This window comes from Nocardia exalbida NBRC 100660 (assembly GCF_000308575.1).
Lineage (GTDB): Bacteria > Actinomycetota > Actinomycetes > Mycobacteriales > Mycobacteriaceae > Nocardia > Nocardia exalbida.
Map to the genome: position 1 here is coordinate 123847 of NZ_BAFZ01000165.1, position 15164 is coordinate 139010.

The window sequence follows — 15164 nt, forward strand, 5'->3', positions numbered from 1 at the left end:
GCGGCGGGAGCTGCCGCAGCGGGCGACACCTCGGTAGGCTCGCCGGATTCCGCACGCGGGTAAGGGGTTCGTCGATACGACCCGTCGGTGGTCAGTGCCCTCGATCGAGCCCGAGCGCGCCGACGCACATCTGATCGAGGGTCTCCAGCAGCGCCTCTTCGTTCGCGTCGTCACCCTGGATCAACCACAGGTACAGGGTGTGATCGACCATCGCGGCCATCGCACGGGCCGCCAGCTCCGGGTCGAGGTTCGCGCGTACCAAGCCGTCGGACTGCCAGCGGGCGATGGCACGCGAGGTCCGGTCGATCAGCTGGCGGCGATGCTCGTGACGCAGCAGGCGGAAATCGTCGTTGATGGTCGCGACCTGTTCGATGATCGCCATCATCAGCGCGTTGCGCCGGTATGCCCGGTAGTACGACCGGTTCGAGGCGATCAATTTCTCGGCGGGGGACAGATCCGTCTCCGCGGGTTCGCGGCGGTGCATATCCTCGAAGAGCCGATTGCTCAATTCGCCGAAGACGTCTTCCTTCGATTCGAAATAGCGATAGAACGTTCCGTAGGAGACCCCGGCCTCTTGAGCGATCTGCTCCACCCGAGCGTCCAGGAAACCGACTGTCTCGAAGACCTTTCGCGCCGCGTCCAGCAGCGCGTCACGCGTCTTTCGGCCCCGCGGGGTGAGCGTGTCCACCGGGGCGGGGGAGCTATTGACAGATGACTTCGCCACGGGACAGACTATTCACCAAGATGACATGACTGTCAAGTCATCTTTGTCGGTCGTCAGTGACCGAAAGCTCGAGACGGCGACCATTGTCGCTCATCGGAAGGATTGCCATGAACGCTTCCAATTCGAAATTCGAACTGCGCGGAATCAATCACCTGGCCCTGGTGTGCTCCGATATGCGCCGGACGATCGATTTCTACTCCGGAACGCTGGGTATGCCCCTGATCAAGACCATCGAGCTGCCCGGCGATCTGGGACAGCACTTCTTCTTCGACTGCGGCAACGGCAACACCCTTGCCTTCTTCTGGCTGGCCGACGCTCCCGATCCCGTTCCCGGCGTATCGGCGCCCAGGGGCCTGCCCGACGCCGGTGAACTCGTCAGCGCGGTGGGTTCGATGAACCACGTCGCCTTCGCCGTCCCGCCGGAGCTGTTCGACGAGTACTACCGGCGGTTGCAAGCCGAGGGGATCCAGGTCAGCCGCGTGCTCAACCACGACGACAGCCGGGCCGGGGTGTCGCGAGAGGTTCATCCCGGAACTTTCGTCCGGTCGTTCTACTTCCGGGATCCCGACGGAGCGCTACTCGAATTCGCGTGCTGGACGCGGACATTCACGGACGCGGATGTGTCGCACGAGCCGAAGACCGCCGCCGACCGCCGCGTTCCCGCGTCGCACTGAGCCGAAAGGAACCCCGCCATGCCCCGACTGCGCGAAGTGCCTCGCGCCGAAGTCACCGACGAGAAGATCCTGTTCTTCTACGACCGGCTGTTCGGCCCCGACAAGGACCCCGCCGTCGATCACGGCACGATCCATGCCACACCCGGCGACTGGTGGACGGTGTTCGCGCAATCGCCGGAGGTGTTCCGGCACGCCGTGCGCGGTTTCGGCGTCTACCGCAACGCGACCCTCGATCCGGCATTGCGCGAATTGGGCCAGAGCCGGGCCGGTTACGCCCGCGGCAGTCAATTCGTCTTCTCCCAGCACTGCAAGCAGATGCGCTCGCTCGGCGTCCCCGAAGCGAAGATCGCGGCGATCCCGCACTGGCAGATCAGCGCCTGCTTCTCTGTGCTCGAACGGGCCGTGCTCGCCTACACCGACGCGCTCGTCTACGACGGTGGACGCGTGTCGGACGAGGTGTTCGCGGTGTTGCAAGCCGAACTCACCGATCAGGAGATCCTCGAGCTCACCTACATCACCACCCTCTACGACATGCATGCCACCATCTGCCGTGCGCTGCGTCTGGAATACGACGACCGGCCCGAACCGGTGGAGGAAGTGCGACTGCCCGAAGGCGTGCAGGCCCGCGACCTTTCCGCGGATCTGTCGGGTACCGGCTAGGCGGAGGGCGACTCGGTGCGGGGCTGTTTCCTTCGGCTTCGCGCCGGTGTTGTCGGCTCGATCGGCGCGGAATAAGCTGCGGGCTCCTACGGGGCCGCGAAGGCGGCGTTGGCGGCATGGTCGGCGGGGTTGTCGGCGCAGCTGGCGCCGCGAGGCGTCACGGTGAACACGGTCGCGCCGGGGTATATCGCGGACACCGATTTCTTCCAGGGGCAGCTGAGCGAGCAACGACGCGCGCAGTCGATCGACTCCACACACGACAAACGCGCGGGCGATCCGGACGATGTCACCGGGTTGATCGAATTCCTGGCGTCGCCGCACGCCCGGCACATCACGGGCCAGACGCTACATGTCAACGGCGGTGCGCACACGACCAGATGATCGCCGGCATACGGGCGGCTGGTTCTGCCGCCCAGGTCCCACGGTGGTGCTGAACCATTGCTGCCGTGCGACTCTCGGTGCGGATCGACGAGACCCCACATGTTCGGCCCGAACCGATCAGCCGATCCCAGCGCTGCGTGAGAATGCCGTCGCGCGGAGTACCCGTGGCGGTGCGCACCGGCCCCGGCTGCGCACCGGGCCGGTGCACAGCGGTTGTGTTCGCGCTGATCGCAATCCTGTGCGCGGGCGCGAGTACCCGATTGAATCGGGTATCACCGGCGTTCTTCGCTGCCTGAGAGGAGCCGCCGACGCCTCGACCGGAGACGTGTCGGCCTCGGACTGCCGAGAGCGGCGCGACCGAGGCGCCGGTCTTCGGCAGCGCCGACCCGGGAACAGGCAGAGCCTCAGACCAGGAGCACCACATGACAGCGCAGGCCACCGCCGCAACTCCGACCGACGCCTTCGTCGCCGACTGGCAGGACTGGCACCGCACGCAGGATTCGAGACTTGCCGATCCGCACGGATTCCTGGCCATCACCGCGCTGCACTGGCTCACCGAAGAGCCACAACGATTCCCCGACGCGCCGGGCGCTTGGTCCACCGGCGCCGATGGCGTCACAGTGGTTCTCGACGACGGTGACGAGCTGGTGGTCGACGGGGTATCGGTGCGCGGTCGGCATGTCTTCGGCGCCATCCCCGAACGCGGTGGCCTGAACGCCGTGTGGGGTGACGCGGTGATCGAGGTGGCCAAGCGCGGCGGATACGACATCGTTCGCCCGCGGCATCCGGACAACCCGCTGCGCACGGCATTTCACGGCACCCCCGCCTACGCGCCGCACCCGAAGTGGGTGGTCACCGGCCGCTATGTCGCCTTCCCCGAGCCGCGTCCGACCACGGTCGGCGCCGCTGTCGAAGGACTCGAACACGTTTATGACGCGCCGGGCCGGGTGGAGTTCGAGCTGGACGGCCGGGCGCTGCGCCTGACCGCGTTCCCCGGCAAGGATCCCGGCAGCCTGACCGTCCTGTTCACCGACGAGACCTCGGGGGTCACCACTTACGCCGCCAATCGCGTCCTGCACCTGTCCCCGCCCGGCGAGGACGGATCGGTGCAGCTGGACTTCAACCGATCCGCGAACCTGCCGTGCGCCTACACCGACCTGGCGACCTGCCCGTTGCCGCCGGCGGAGAACCGCCTGCCGGTCGCGATCGAAGCGGGTGCGAAGCTCCCGTACGAGCGCGGCGGAACCCGATGAGCGACAGAACACTCGGGATCAGGACGTTGTCGTTCCTGACGCCGGGGAACTACCCCGACGACGATCCCTACTCGGGGCTAGAGGACACGCTGCGGCTGTTCGAGTACGGCGAGAGCCTCGGCTTCGACGGTGCGTGGATCCGGCAGCGTCATCTCGAGCACGGCGTCGGGTCGGCCGCGGTGTTCCTGGCCGCCGCGAGTCAGCGCACCAGCCGAATCCAATTGGGCACGGCCGTGATTCCCATCGGTTACGAGAGCCCGTTCCGGCTGGCCGAGGATCTGTCACTGGCCGATGTGCTGTCGAGGGGCCGGTTGCAAGCCGGCTTCAGCGCGGGCACCCCGCCGCATGCCGACTTGATCGGCGACCTGGTCTTCGACGGAGACTGGCGCTCCTACGATCTGTCCTACGGACGGATCACCCGGCTGATCGAGAACCTGCGCGGTGACTTTCTCGGTGACGCGGGCACGGTGATCCACTCGCCGGGCAACACCCAGCGTCCCCGGTTGCAGCCGCACAATCCCGGCTTGATCGATCGGCTCTGGTACGGCGGGGCGAGCACCCGGTCGGTCCGCTGGGCGGGGGAGAGCGGGCTGAACCTGCTGACGGGAAACATCGTCTTCGGCGACCGCAGCGACGATTTCGCCACCACCCAATTGAGCTTGCTCGGCGAGTATCGCCGACTGGTGGATCCGGCCCGGCCCGCCCGGGTCGCGGTAGGGCGGGTGATCGTCCCGTTCGACAGCGCCGACCGCGCGACTCGCGAGCGGTACCGGCAGTACGCGGCGAGCAGGTACGAGCGCACCCTGGCGCCACAGGGGGAGCGGCGTGTCCTGTTCGCCCCGGACCTGGTCGGCCCCGCCGAGGAGATCATCGACCGGCTGCGGGCCGATCCGGTGCTCGCGCAGACGTCGGAGCTGCGGCTGGAGCTGCCCTACGAGTTCCGCCGCGCCGACTATGAACAGATCTTGCACGACACCGTGGAGCTGATCGCCCCGGCCCTGGGGCATCGGCCCGCGCCGATCCGCTCCGGCGCCGAGCACGACACCGGTGAAGTGGCCGCGCCCGCTTGATCGCTTCAGGCCGTGCCGAGCGCGGCGGCGAACCCGGGCCACGAGCTGTGCAGGTCTTCCTGCCAGTACGACCAGGAATGGGTGCCGTTGCCGCGCAGCTCGAAGGTGGCGGGAATGGCCAGTTGATCCAGCCTTTCACGCAGCTGACGGGTGCAGCGTTCGGCGAATGTTTCCAGGGCGCCGCCGATGAGGAGTTGGTCGATCAGCTTGCCGGGGCTGTGCCCGATCCCGGCACTGTCGAGGGTGTCGTACGGACCGGGCGCGCCGGTCCCGCTCGCGACATAGATCGCGGTACCGCGCAACTCGTCCGCGTGCAGATACGGGTCGTTGGCCGCCCACGCGGGATCGGTCGGCGGACCCCACATGTTCACCACGTTGCCGCGGCGCCCGCCCACCACCGCGCTCACGATCACTTGACCCTGCGGATCGCTGGTGCGCACACACCCGGAATACGAGCCGATGGCCCGATACAACCCCGGTGCGGCCAAGGCCAGCTGGAACACCGACGTGCCCGCCATCGATATGCCCGCGATCGCGTTCGCTCCGTTGCCCCCGAACTCCGCGTCCACGATCGGCGGCAGTTCCCGAGTCAGGAACGTGGCCCACCGCTGCCGTCCCAGCATCGGATCATCCGCACGCCAGTCCGTGAAATAGGAGCTGGCGCCGCCGAACGGGATCACCACGTTGACCTGCTTGTCCCGGAAGAACTCCACCACATCCGTGCGGCTGAGCCAGTTCCCGTCAGCCCCGCCGTCGATCCCGTTCAGCAGGTACAAGGTGGGCGCAGGAACCGATCTGTCGGCGGCAGGCAGGACGCGGACGGTCACCTCGTTCGCCATCGCGGCGGAGTGGACCGACAGCTCGACCAACCGTCCCGGGCCCGGCGTCGTATCGGCGATATGCGGTCGATCGGGGGGCATGCCGATCGGCGACGGGAGTTCCGGTTGGGCGCTGACCGGTCCGGCCGCACCGGTCGCGAACCCGAGGACGACGATGCTCAGCGCCGCCACCAGCCGCGCGCTCCGCGCCGCGCCACGGGGGTAGGACGGCGGGGCAGGGGAATTCACACACGGCCTTCCTGAGGAGGCTGGACGAAACAGGCCCACGGTAGGCCGGGCATGTCTCGGCGGGCAAGGCGGCGTCGCGCTTGTTGGGGGGATGGCCACTGCGCCCGCGGCCTCGCTGGGAACGGCCACAAAACGCCATGGCCTGGACCGAGCCTCACGAACGCCGCGGAGTCAGTGGTCGGTGATCCAGGTGTCGGTGAACTCCGCCTCCGTGGTCAGCATGTCGAGCAGCCGGGTCACGATGGCTGCCTCGATCTTCTTGCCGAACAACGGGATACCGACTTCGGCGGCACCGGCCACCACCGCCTCGGCCGCTGTGTCGCTCTCGGTGAGCCGGACGGTGCCGCTCACCTGGGCGGGCACACCCTCGACGCGGGCCTCGAAACTGCCGCCTTCGCGGGTATAGGTCTCGGAGCGGGTGATCACCAGGCCCTCGGGCCGCACCGCGGTGATGGCGCTGGGCAGCTCCGCCGCCGGAACGGTCTGCACCATCCGCACGTGCAGGCGGTCCTCGGCGGCGTCGAACTCGACGAGCTGTGCGTCGGCCCCGCCGACCTCATCGATGCGGTCTTTCCAGTACTGCTCGTCGGCCAGCGCCGCACGAAGCGCGTCGGCCGAATGGGAGTAGGTGGCCGTATACGCCAAGGGGGTCGCCATACCGGCACACGCTACCTGCTGCCGCGCCCTTCACCGCCGGTGAACCGCCGACGCCGCCGCGCCGCAAACCCGCTGAATCGCCCTGGGAAACAAAAGGTTCGGCAGCAGTCCGCCACCAGATCGGTGTCCGTGGTCCGGTCGAGGACGAGCGCGATTGCGATCCACCGACGCCGTCGGGATCGAGTGCAGTTCGTCAGGGACTCAGGACGGTCACTTCCTCAGACACGTCGAGTCCTGGTCGACCGGCGCGATCCGCATTCGGTGATCCGGATGAGGAGCAGATGGACGACGTCGTCATCGAAAACCGGACGCGATCTCATCGCCCGACAGTCTTCAGGGGAGACGCATCAGCTGCCGGGAAAGCGTGAACAGACGGCGGGCGAGTTTGATGACCGGGATGCCCAGCGGAAGCAGGATGATCGTCACGCACAGCACCGCGCCGACGAGCCACAGCACAGCGGCGACCAGCCCCAGAACCGTGCCGAGCACGGCCGTGAGGATCCCCAGTATCGGACCGAGCAGACCCTGTAGCAGTCGCATGATGACCTTCCGGTTTCCATTCTGCGCTTCTTGGGGCCCGTGCGCATCAGCCGATTTCGACCGGCGAGTCCGAAGGCACCGTGCGTAACTCCCGTGTCGTCGCGCCTCGGACGACTGCGTGCGCTGCGCGGTACCGTCCCGGTATGAGCCGAGCGATCGTGGAGCTGTCCCATCCTGTCTCGGACGGCATGCTCATCGATCCGACCCTGCCCGCACCGCGTGTCACGACGGCGGTGGCACGTGACCGATCGCCGCTGATCGACATGAGCTACCACATCGCGCGCGTGGATATGGTCGGCCCGACGGGCACCTACATCGACGCGCCTTTCCATTTCCACGCCGATGGGGTCGACATCGCCGAGCTGCCGTTGGAGCGGTTGTTCAACGTGCCGATCGTGATGATCCGCGCGCCGGGCCGCCGCGCGGTGGGGCCGGACGTGCTGGGCGATCCCGCGCGCTTGTGGGGCAAAGCGGTGCTCGTGCACACCGGTTGGTCGGAGAAATGGGGCTCGTCCGCGTATCGAGGGCCCGGCCATCCGTTTCTGGTCGGTGAGGTCGCCGAGGCGCTGGTCGCCGCCAACGCGGCGCTGGTGGGAATCGACTCGTCCGACATCGACGACACGTCCTTGCCGACGCGGCCGTGCCACCACACGCTGCTCGGTGCGGGCATTCCGATCATCGAGCAGATGACGAATCTGAACGCGGTGCCCGACACCGGCGCCAGACTGGTCGCGCTGCCCGCGCCGGTGCGCGGGACGGGCTCGTTTCCGCTGCGCGCCGTGGCCTGGACCGAGCACGGCCCAATGGGCGACTGAGGAACCTTTCGATTCGGTATCCGTCGTCGACCGGTTGCGCACCCCGGATCGCCTTCTACCGCCGAGGATCTCGAGCCCGGAACGGTGGGACCGCCAGATCGTCGCCGAAGATGTCCGGGAGGTCGCGCTCGACGCTGTCGGGGAATCGGGCGGGCCGCTTCTCCAGGAAGGCCGTCACGCCTTCCCTGGCGTCGGCGGCGGCGCCCCGGTGGTAGATGCCGCGAGATTCGATGCGGTGAGCGATCATCGGGTGCTCGGCTCCGAGGTTGCGCCACAGCATCTGCCGCGACAGCGCCACCGACACGGGCGCGGAATGCTCGGTAACCCGGCGGGCGAGCGCGCGAGCCTCGTCGAGCAGTGCGTCCGCGGGATGCAGCGCGGAGAACAATCCCGCGTCCAGCGCTTCGCCCGCCTCGACGAGACGGCCCGAGTACACCCAGTCCAGCGCGGTCTGCATCGGCACCAGGCGGGGCAGGAACCAACTGGAACAGGACTCGGGAACGATGCCGCGGCGATTGAAGACGAACCCGATGCGGGCGTTGTCGACGGCCAGCCGGAAGTCCGCCGCGAGCGTCATGGTGATGCCGACGCCGACGGCTGGTCCGTTGACGGCGGCGATGACGGGTTTGCGGGATTCGAACATGCGCAGGACGACTCCACCACCGGTGTCCCGGAACGATTCCGCGGCGTCCGCATCGCCCGCGACGAAGGTCTCCGCACCCGCCGACAGATCCGCGCCCGCGCAGAAGGCGCGTCCGGCGCCCGTGATGATCACCGCTCGGATTCGATCGTCGCGGTCGCAGGTGTCGAAGGCCTCGATCAATTCGGTCCCCATGGCGGTGGTGAACGCGTTGAGCTGCCGCGGGCGGTCGAGGGTGATGGTGGCGATGGCGTCGGAGACGTCCAGGCGAATATCGGCCATACCGAACAGCTTGCCATCTCACCGTCATCCCTGCTCCTGCCGGGGGTTCGCACCGCCCGGGGCGGCGATAATGCCGACTCGAATGAGAATGGCTGTTTACTTAGTGCGCGGTGGACGGTTAGCCTGTCGCCGTGTGCCGATTGGTCACGACCCCTGGCTCCCCGTCCCGGGGCGGCAGCGGAAACCAGTCGGCCGGCGTTTCGCGCCGTTGTTCGGCGACCCGGAGAAGAGGAGTGGGATGGAGATCAGCAACGCGGTCGCGGCGGTGACCGGTGGTGCATCGGGACTCGGCTTGGCGACCGTGCGGGAGCTGCACGGCAAGGGCGCGAAGGTCGTGATCGTCGACCTGCCGTCGTCCTCCGGCGAGGCCGTCGCCAAGGAACTCGGCGACGGCGTGGTCTTCGCCGCGGCCGACGTCACGAACGAAGAGCAGGTCACCGCCGCTCTCGATGCCGCGCAGGAGCTGGGCGACCTGCGCATCGCGGTGAACTGCGCGGGCATCGGCAATGCCATCAAGACCGTGGGTAAGAACGGGGCATTCCCGTTGGCGGACTTCACCAAGGTGATCAACGTCAACCTGGTCGGCACCTTCAACGTGATCCGGCTTGCCGCCGAACGGATCGCCGCGACCGATCCGGTGGGCGAGGAGCGGGGCGTCATCATCAACACCGCGTCGGTGGCGGCGTTCGACGGCCAGATCGGGCAGGCGGCGTACTCGGCCTCCAAGGGCGGGATCGTAGGCCTGACCCTGCCGGTGGCGCGTGACCTCGCGGCGATCAAGATCCGGGTGGTGACCATCGCGCCGGGACTGTTCCACACGCCGCTGTTCGCCACGCTGCCCGACGAGGCCATCGCCTCCCTCGGCGCGCAGGTCCCGCACCCCTCGCGACTCGGCGACCCGGCCGAATACGCCGCGCTCGCGCGGCACATCGTGGAGAACCCGATGCTCAACGGCGAGACCATCCGCCTCGACGGCGCCATCCGGATGGCACCGCGCTGAGGTAGGTGCTGCGAAAGGGCGTGGACCGGGCGAGTGCGGCCGTACCTCTCGCTCGGTCAGCGGGTTCGTTTGGGGCCGGGTGATATACGGATACCGACGACGGTGATCACCGTGACCACCAACACCGTCATGAGCCTCATGAGATTCCATACGGCAGGGTCTCGGGGCGGTTCGGCGGCTGGCACGTCCTTCCCCCGCTGACGGCTGGGTGGGGACGAGGGCAGCGCGGCGAGGGGGCGTTCGGCCTGGAGCGGTATCTGTGTCGCGATGGCGGCCGGTGACGGAACGATACGGAATTCGGGGGCGGGCGGGCCGAGTTCGAGTGGGCTCATAGGCACCGGCGGCGGGGTGGGAAGCAGCAACAGGCAGGTCAGCAATGCGCTGCCGGAGAAGGCACTGCCGACGCCCGCGCTGCCGAGGGCCGACCCGCTCGACCCCGTACCGACGAGGCTCGATCCCGGGCCGATGAGGCTGGATCCGAGGGAGCCGAAGCCGCTGCCGGTCGCGAGCCCGAGCACGAGCAACGCGCTGCCCGTCGCGGCGCTGCCGGTGCATGCCGATTGGACGCTGCCCGTGTCGAGTTGCAGCGACTCGGCCGGACTGCTCGCCGTGATGTCCGGGTGGGCCGTCGTGTCCGACGCGCGAGATGTGCCGTCGTCGAGTTGCGCACCGCCGGTGGTGAGAAGCCCGCCACGAGCGCCACCGGTCTCGGCGCTGCCGGTTGCCGGACGACCGGCGCTGCCGGAAGGTAGCCGAACCGGCCCGAGGGCCAAAGACCCACCGCCGGTCGCGCCCTCGCGATCGAGACCCGAAGCACTGCCGGACGACGGGGTGCCTGCGTCGAGGCTGGAACCGTTGCCCGGGAAGGTGCCCACGGAGTCGGAGCCGGGGGCAGCGCCCGAACTCCCCGTCGCCAGGTCGCCGAGGGACACCGGCGGCAGCGGGTCCGCTGATGCCTCCAGCGGCGGAGCCGCGAGTGCCGCAAGGGTCAGCGGCAGCATCGCGGTGGCCAATCCTCGTGCCATCCGATGTGTTCGAGTTGCGTCACGGTTGCGTCGCATGTGCAGTCGCCTCGTCGTAGTCGAAACCGGGCCGGAAGGTCACGTGGTGTGCTGATACCGGGACAGGGCGAGTTCGAAGGCTTCCTTCGGGACCACGTTCCCACCGGAGAACGGCTCGTCGAGGTTGTAGATCGCCCGGATCACCACACCGACGATGGCGCCGAGCAGCGCGGTGGTCACGACACTGCGCTTGGTGATCTGCACACCGGAGAGGACCACGCTGAACAGCAGGAGGACCGTGCAGATCCACATGGCCAGATAGAGGAAGCCGGGAACCCGGTAGCCCGCGTCCAGCGCACGGTCGGCGCGGGCTTGGGCCACGGAGTCGAGGCTGGTCAGAGCGCTGGTACGAAGCGTGTCGACCTCGGCGTCGGCGGTGTCCACCGCGGCTACCGCGTCGCGCAGGGTGTCGAGGGTGTTCTGGGTGGATTGACTGAGATGACCGTCGTCGGCCATGACGGTCCATTCCTCGGTGCGGACTTGCTCGGTGTAGTCGCGCACCAGGCCCTGGATTCGCGTGTGGTCGGGCTCTGGCATTCCGTGCGCGGCCCAGTACGTATCGATGAGCGCCTTGGCTTCGGCGATGGTGTGGTTGCGCGCGTTGTCGTACTGCTGCCAGGCGATCACCACGATGAACGCCACCACCGCCATGAAGATCGTGTTGATCAGGTTGAGCACCAACGCGCCGACCGTGTCGTCGTCGGTCTGCCGCCAAGCCTTCGGATGTAGGCGATCCCCGGCCACGAAGACGGCCACCGCGACGAGCGCGGTGAGAGCAGGCACGAGAAATTCGAAGGCCATGCGGGGACTCCGTTCTGTCTGAGAGGTTCTCGCGACCGCCACGTCGGCGACGTTCCGCAGGCCTGTCGCACCACGGGGGTTGGTACATGGCTGTGTATCGAGCACCGCCGGGCCGGCCTCATCCGAGGTCGGAGGGTGCGCCGGTGCTCAGTTGCTCCGCGTCGGTGCGCATCTCACCCGAGCGGGATCGTCTCGGAGCTGATCGGGTGCTCAGTCCTGCGGATCGGACATGGCGTGATCCCGGGAACTCGTCGAGACGCACCTCGGGTATCGGTCAGGAGACGAGCCGGAACTGTCTCGACCCGAGCACTTCGATGGTCATGCGTGGCCCTCACCCCCGAGATGGATTCCGAGACCGTCGACGATGGAGCTGTCGAAAGTCTGCGTTCGTTCGGATCAGATCAGTGGTGCACAGCAAATCGATACGCGACACGGTGCCCGTGCGAACCGGGCGCCGTGGAAATCTTCTACCCAGCAGAACATTCTGGTCGACATCGATGGTAGACCGCGAATCCAGCTGCGTGTGGCGAAATTTCGGAGATAGGTCATGGCAGTGCGCACGGCCGGAGACGTCCCCGGCTTCTCCATAGCGTGGGAACATGAGGGATGCGCGACCGGAGCGGGGCCGTGTACGCTTTGCGCAGCTACCGATCGGCGTAACAGGACTGCCCTGGGTCGCGAAACCCGCGTCCGGACAACAGAAGAGCCACAGATGACCAGATTCGCGCATTATGTCGGCACCCTGCCTGCCGAACTGATGACGGGTGATCGTGCCGTCATGCAATGGTTTGCCGACCACAGCGAGGGAAGGCCGGTCACGGCGGTGCCTTGCGACCTCGATCCGGATTGGATCTTCGACTACCTTCGTACGCGCAAGCAGCACGCCGACGTCTTCGAGATCGTGCGGGCGGGCGAGTACACCGACTACAGCGATTTCCCCAGCTACGGTGTGCGGCCCGGGTGCACGCTGGAGCCGCGGCACGTCTCGATGGACCGCGTCGAGCGCATCGGCCAGGTCGTGGAGGCTTTCGAGGCGCTGCGCGGCGAGCGGCCCGAGCTGGCCGGGACGAAAGTGCAGATAAGTCAGCCGAACCCGCTGGACCTCGCGATGTTCGTCTTCGCGGGTGCCGCGGTCTCCGCTGGGCTCCCGGTCGGGCCTGCGGTGCGTGGTTCCGGGTTCGTGGTCGGTGCGCTGCGGCAGCTACCGGTGTTCACCGAAGCCGTCTTGCAGGAGATGACCCAGGTCGTCGAGCGGTACGGCGACCGCGTCGTCTTTCAGGTGGAGTCGCCCATCGCGCTGCTGAGCATGGTCAAAGCCGAGCAACTACGTTCGCAATGGGCGCTGGCGCCGCTCGTCGCGCGACAGCTCGCCGGTTTTCTCGGGCGGGTGCGCGAGGTCGGAGCGGAAGCGATCGTGCACCTGTGCTACGGCGACTATCAGCACAAGAGTCTGCTGACTCCGCGCAGTCTCACCCCGGCGGTGAAGTTGCTGCGCCGTACCGCACGGTTGCTGAACAAACAGGGGACGCCACTACCCCCGGTGCACATCCCGTGCGCTTACGGTGCCGAACCGGCACCGCTGGACCCGCGGTTCTACGCACCGCTGCGCAAGCTCGACGCCGAGTGGAGAGTGATCGCCGGTGTCGTCTCCCCGGACTCCCGCGAGGACAGCGCCCGCGCGCTCGCTCTCTTCGAAGAGGCGGCCGGACGCGCGGCCTACGGTGTTGCCACCGCCTGCGGCCTCGGCAGATGCACCGTCGACGACGCCGGACAGGCGGTCGCTACCACGGTCTCGTTGACCGGCGTCGGTGACGAACGCCAACCGTAATCCGCCCGGCGGTAGCCGGCGGCCGGTGACCGCGGGCGGCGTGCCACGTCCTCCGCGCGTCGAGGACGAACTCGGGCAGGCCCGCGACCACCGTGCGCTCGGATGCCGACCAGCGTCTCCGCCGAGGTATCGCTGTCGGAACCGTCGAATTGCGTTGTCGCGAACCCGCTCTCACGTGTTCGCCGGTGCCGCCTTCGTCGGCGCCACGACCGGAGCGTTGCTATGTTGCTAGCGTAGGCGGGTCGCCGAGCTCTGGACAACAGGTCTCGGCAGGCACGTGCACCCGCTCACTGACCACGATCGTCGAATTGCTGTTCCATAACCTGGAGTCACGTTCTTGACCACACCACAGTCCCCGATGGCCGCGCCGCACCCCACTGGAACCGGAGCGTGCCCCGTCCAGCACGGATCCCCCACGGACACGGACGCGCCGCGCGTCGAGCTGTTCACCAAGGAGTTCGTCGCGGACCCGCATCTCGCGTACCGGGAGATGCGCCGTAAGCACGGCTCGCTGGTCCCGATCGAGTTGGCGCCCGGTGTGCCTGCCACCCTGGTGATCGGCTACCAGACGGCGGTGCGCATCCTCAGCGATCCCGACCATTTCCCCGCCGATCCCCGCACGTGGCAGAAGACCATCCCCTCGGACTCGCCCGTGCGGCCGATGATGGAGTGGTATCCGGCCGCGCGGTACAGCACCGGCCTCGCGCATGACCGCTATCGGCATGCCTCCGTCGACGCCATCGACGGGATCGATTTGTTCGACGTGCCGACTACGGTCGAGAAGCTCGCTGTCCCGCTGATCAATTCCTTCTGCGAAGCCGGGTTCGCCGACCTGGTGACCCAGTACGCGTTTCCGCTCGTTCTCGACGTCCTCAACGAGATGGTCGGTTGCCCGGCCGAGATCGGCGAGCGGGTCGCGACCGGCATGGCCGCCCGCTTCGACACCGTCCGGGGCCCCGAGGGCATGAAAATGGTCAAGGAAGCGTTGATGCAGCTCATCCGGCTCAAGCGCCGGGAACCCGGCGACGACGTCACCTCACGGCTGGCGCACCACACGACCGACCTCGACGACATCGAGATCTTCGCCCAGCTCATGAGCTTCTACGGTGCCGGTTTCGAAGCGCAGCGCAATCTGATCACCAACGCGGTACTGCTGATGATCACCGACGACCGGTTCCGCTTCGGCGACGTCCTCGGACGCAACCTGTCCACCACCGACGCTCTCGACGAGGTCTTGTTCAACGACCCGCCGATGGCGAACTTCTGCACGACGTATCCGCGGCAGCCGATCATGGTCGACGGTGTTTGGCTGCCCGCGGATCAGCCGGTCGTCATCAGCCTCGCGGGCTGCAACAACGACCCGGAGATCCGCGGGACCGACGAACCCGGCGGCAGCCGGATCGGCAACCGCTCCCATCTGGCATGGAGCGCGGGCCCGCACGCCTGCCCGGCCAAATCCGTCGCGTACATGACAGTGCAGAACGCCATCGATCAGCTGTTCGACGCCCTGCCCGAAATCCAATTGGCCAGGCCCAAGAACGAACTGCAATGGCGGCCGGGCCCGTTCCACCGGGCTCTGACGGCTTTGCCGGTCGCATTCCCCAAGTCCGCGCCGGTGCGCATCGGGTAGGACGGGTCACGGCCGGCCACCGAACGCCGACCCCACCTGAGATGACAACGATGTGCCCGGGCTGTTCCTGGTCCATACTGG

15 protein-coding genes and 1 pseudogene are annotated in these 15164 nt (G+C 67.7%); 9 read left to right on the forward strand and 7 right to left on the reverse strand.

Annotated features, from left to right (window positions below):
- Positions 1-91 precede the first annotated feature (91 nt).
- Positions 92-724 (reverse strand): TetR/AcrR family transcriptional regulator, encoded by a 633-nt coding sequence (locus tag ON29_RS33240; RefSeq protein WP_040872239.1) that lies wholly within the window; start codon positions 722-724, stop codon positions 92-94.
- A 107-nt stretch (positions 725-831) separates the two neighbouring features.
- Between ON29_RS33240 and ON29_RS33245 the strand changes: the two genes are divergently transcribed.
- The 5 genes and pseudogenes from ON29_RS33245 to ON29_RS33265 all read left to right on the forward strand — a co-directional run bounded on the left by ON29_RS33245 (position 832) and on the right by ON29_RS33265 (position 4762).
- Positions 832-1398, forward strand: coding sequence for a VOC family protein (locus tag ON29_RS33245; protein ID WP_040872241.1), 567 nt, complete (start codon positions 832-834; stop codon positions 1396-1398).
- An 18-nt stretch (positions 1399-1416) separates the two neighbouring features.
- Positions 1417-2058, forward strand: coding sequence for a carboxymuconolactone decarboxylase family protein (locus ON29_RS33250; protein ID WP_040872243.1), 642 nt, complete (start codon positions 1417-1419; stop codon positions 2056-2058).
- Positions 2059-2151: 93 nt separating this feature from the next.
- Positions 2152-2439, forward strand: a pseudogene (locus tag ON29_RS35285) (SDR family oxidoreductase); the annotation flags it as partial.
- 422 nt (positions 2440-2861) lie between these two features.
- Positions 2862-3692, forward strand: coding sequence for a DUF1684 domain-containing protein (locus ON29_RS33260; RefSeq protein ID WP_040872244.1), 831 nt, complete (start codon positions 2862-2864; stop codon positions 3690-3692).
- Positions 3689-4762 (forward strand): LLM class flavin-dependent oxidoreductase, encoded by a 1074-nt coding sequence (locus tag ON29_RS33265; protein WP_051175893.1) that lies wholly within the window; start codon positions 3689-3691, stop codon positions 4760-4762. The genes ON29_RS33260 and ON29_RS33265 overlap by 4 nt, the downstream gene beginning before the upstream one ends.
- 5 nt (positions 4763-4767) lie before the next feature.
- On the opposite strand, the gene ON29_RS33270 is transcribed toward ON29_RS33265, so the two are convergent.
- From ON29_RS33270 to ON29_RS33280, 3 genes are all read right to left on the reverse strand, one after another.
- Positions 4768-5829 carry an alpha/beta hydrolase gene (locus ON29_RS33270; protein ID WP_373283954.1) on the reverse strand — a complete coding sequence of 354 codons (1062 nt, stop codon included), beginning with the start codon at positions 5827-5829 and terminating at the stop codon, positions 4768-4770.
- Between the two features lie 171 nt (positions 5830-6000).
- Positions 6001-6486: a DUF2505 domain-containing protein gene (locus ON29_RS33275; RefSeq protein WP_040872246.1), complete on the reverse strand. Its 486-nt coding sequence runs from the start codon at positions 6484-6486 to the stop codon at positions 6001-6003.
- A gap of 333 nt (positions 6487-6819) precedes the next feature.
- On the reverse strand, positions 6820-7026 hold the full coding sequence (locus tag ON29_RS33280; protein ID WP_040872248.1) for a hypothetical protein: 207 nt from the start codon (positions 7024-7026) through the stop codon (positions 6820-6822).
- A 143-nt stretch (positions 7027-7169) separates the two neighbouring features.
- On the opposite strand from ON29_RS33280, the gene ON29_RS33285 reads away from it, so the two are divergent.
- Positions 7170-7841 carry a cyclase family protein gene (locus ON29_RS33285; protein ID WP_040872250.1) on the forward strand — a complete coding sequence of 224 codons (672 nt, stop codon included), beginning with the start codon at positions 7170-7172 and terminating at the stop codon, positions 7839-7841.
- A 55-nt stretch (positions 7842-7896) separates the two neighbouring features.
- On the opposite strand, the gene ON29_RS33290 is transcribed toward ON29_RS33285, so the two are convergent.
- Positions 7897-8763 (reverse strand): crotonase/enoyl-CoA hydratase family protein, encoded by an 867-nt coding sequence (locus ON29_RS33290; protein ID WP_040872252.1) that lies wholly within the window; start codon positions 8761-8763, stop codon positions 7897-7899.
- A gap of 238 nt (positions 8764-9001) precedes the next feature.
- On the opposite strand from ON29_RS33290, the gene ON29_RS33295 reads away from it, so the two are divergent.
- On the forward strand, positions 9002-9763 hold the full coding sequence (locus tag ON29_RS33295; protein WP_040872253.1) for a 3-hydroxyacyl-CoA dehydrogenase: 762 nt from the start codon (positions 9002-9004) through the stop codon (positions 9761-9763).
- A gap of 56 nt (positions 9764-9819) precedes the next feature.
- Here ON29_RS33295 and ON29_RS33300 read toward each other — a convergent pair whose 3' ends face one another.
- Entirely contained in the window at positions 9820-10788 is a 969-nt protein-coding gene (locus tag ON29_RS33300; protein WP_157173003.1) for a hypothetical protein, read from the reverse strand.
- A gap of 75 nt (positions 10789-10863) precedes the next feature.
- Entirely contained in the window at positions 10864-11625 is a 762-nt protein-coding gene (locus ON29_RS33305) for a bestrophin-like domain (protein ID WP_040872257.1), read from the reverse strand.
- Positions 11626-12337: 712 nt separating this feature from the next.
- Between ON29_RS33305 and ON29_RS33310 the strand changes: the two genes are divergently transcribed.
- On the forward strand, positions 12338-13453 hold the full coding sequence (locus ON29_RS33310) for a hypothetical protein (RefSeq protein WP_040872259.1): 1116 nt from the start codon (positions 12338-12340) through the stop codon (positions 13451-13453).
- Positions 13454-13811: 358 nt separating this feature from the next.
- On the forward strand, positions 13812-15083 hold the full coding sequence (locus ON29_RS33315; protein ID WP_040872261.1) for a cytochrome P450 family protein: 1272 nt from the start codon (positions 13812-13814) through the stop codon (positions 15081-15083).
- Positions 15084-15164: the final 81 nt, after the last annotated feature.

Coding starts and splice junctions, on each gene's coding strand:
- ON29_RS33245 (WP_040872241.1), top strand. CDS start 832: ATGAACGCTTCCAATTCGAAATTCGAACTGCGCGGAATCAATCACCTG.
- ON29_RS33250 (WP_040872243.1), top strand. CDS start 1,417: ATGCCCCGACTGCGCGAAGTGCCTCGCGCCGAAGTCACCGACGAGAAG.
- ON29_RS33260 (WP_040872244.1), top strand. CDS start 2,862: ATGACAGCGCAGGCCACCGCCGCAACTCCGACCGACGCCTTCGTCGCC.
- ON29_RS33265 (WP_051175893.1), top strand. CDS start 3,689: ATGAGCGACAGAACACTCGGGATCAGGACGTTGTCGTTCCTGACGCCG.
- ON29_RS33275 (WP_040872246.1), bottom strand. CDS start 6,486: ATGGCGACCCCCTTGGCGTATACGGCCACCTACTCCCATTCGGCCGAC.
- ON29_RS33280 (WP_040872248.1), bottom strand. CDS start 7,026: ATGCGACTGCTACAGGGTCTGCTCGGTCCGATACTGGGGATCCTCACG.
- ON29_RS33285 (WP_040872250.1), top strand. CDS start 7,170: ATGAGCCGAGCGATCGTGGAGCTGTCCCATCCTGTCTCGGACGGCATG.
- ON29_RS33290 (WP_040872252.1), bottom strand. CDS start 8,763: ATGGCCGATATTCGCCTGGACGTCTCCGACGCCATCGCCACCATCACC.
- ON29_RS33295 (WP_040872253.1), top strand. CDS start 9,002: ATGGAGATCAGCAACGCGGTCGCGGCGGTGACCGGTGGTGCATCGGGA.
- ON29_RS33300 (WP_157173003.1), bottom strand. CDS start 10,788: ATGGCACGAGGATTGGCCACCGCGATGCTGCCGCTGACCCTTGCGGCA.
- ON29_RS33305 (WP_040872257.1), bottom strand. CDS start 11,625: ATGGCCTTCGAATTTCTCGTGCCTGCTCTCACCGCGCTCGTCGCGGTG.
- ON29_RS33310 (WP_040872259.1), top strand. CDS start 12,338: ATGACCAGATTCGCGCATTATGTCGGCACCCTGCCTGCCGAACTGATG.
- ON29_RS33315 (WP_040872261.1), top strand. CDS start 13,812: ATGGCCGCGCCGCACCCCACTGGAACCGGAGCGTGCCCCGTCCAGCAC.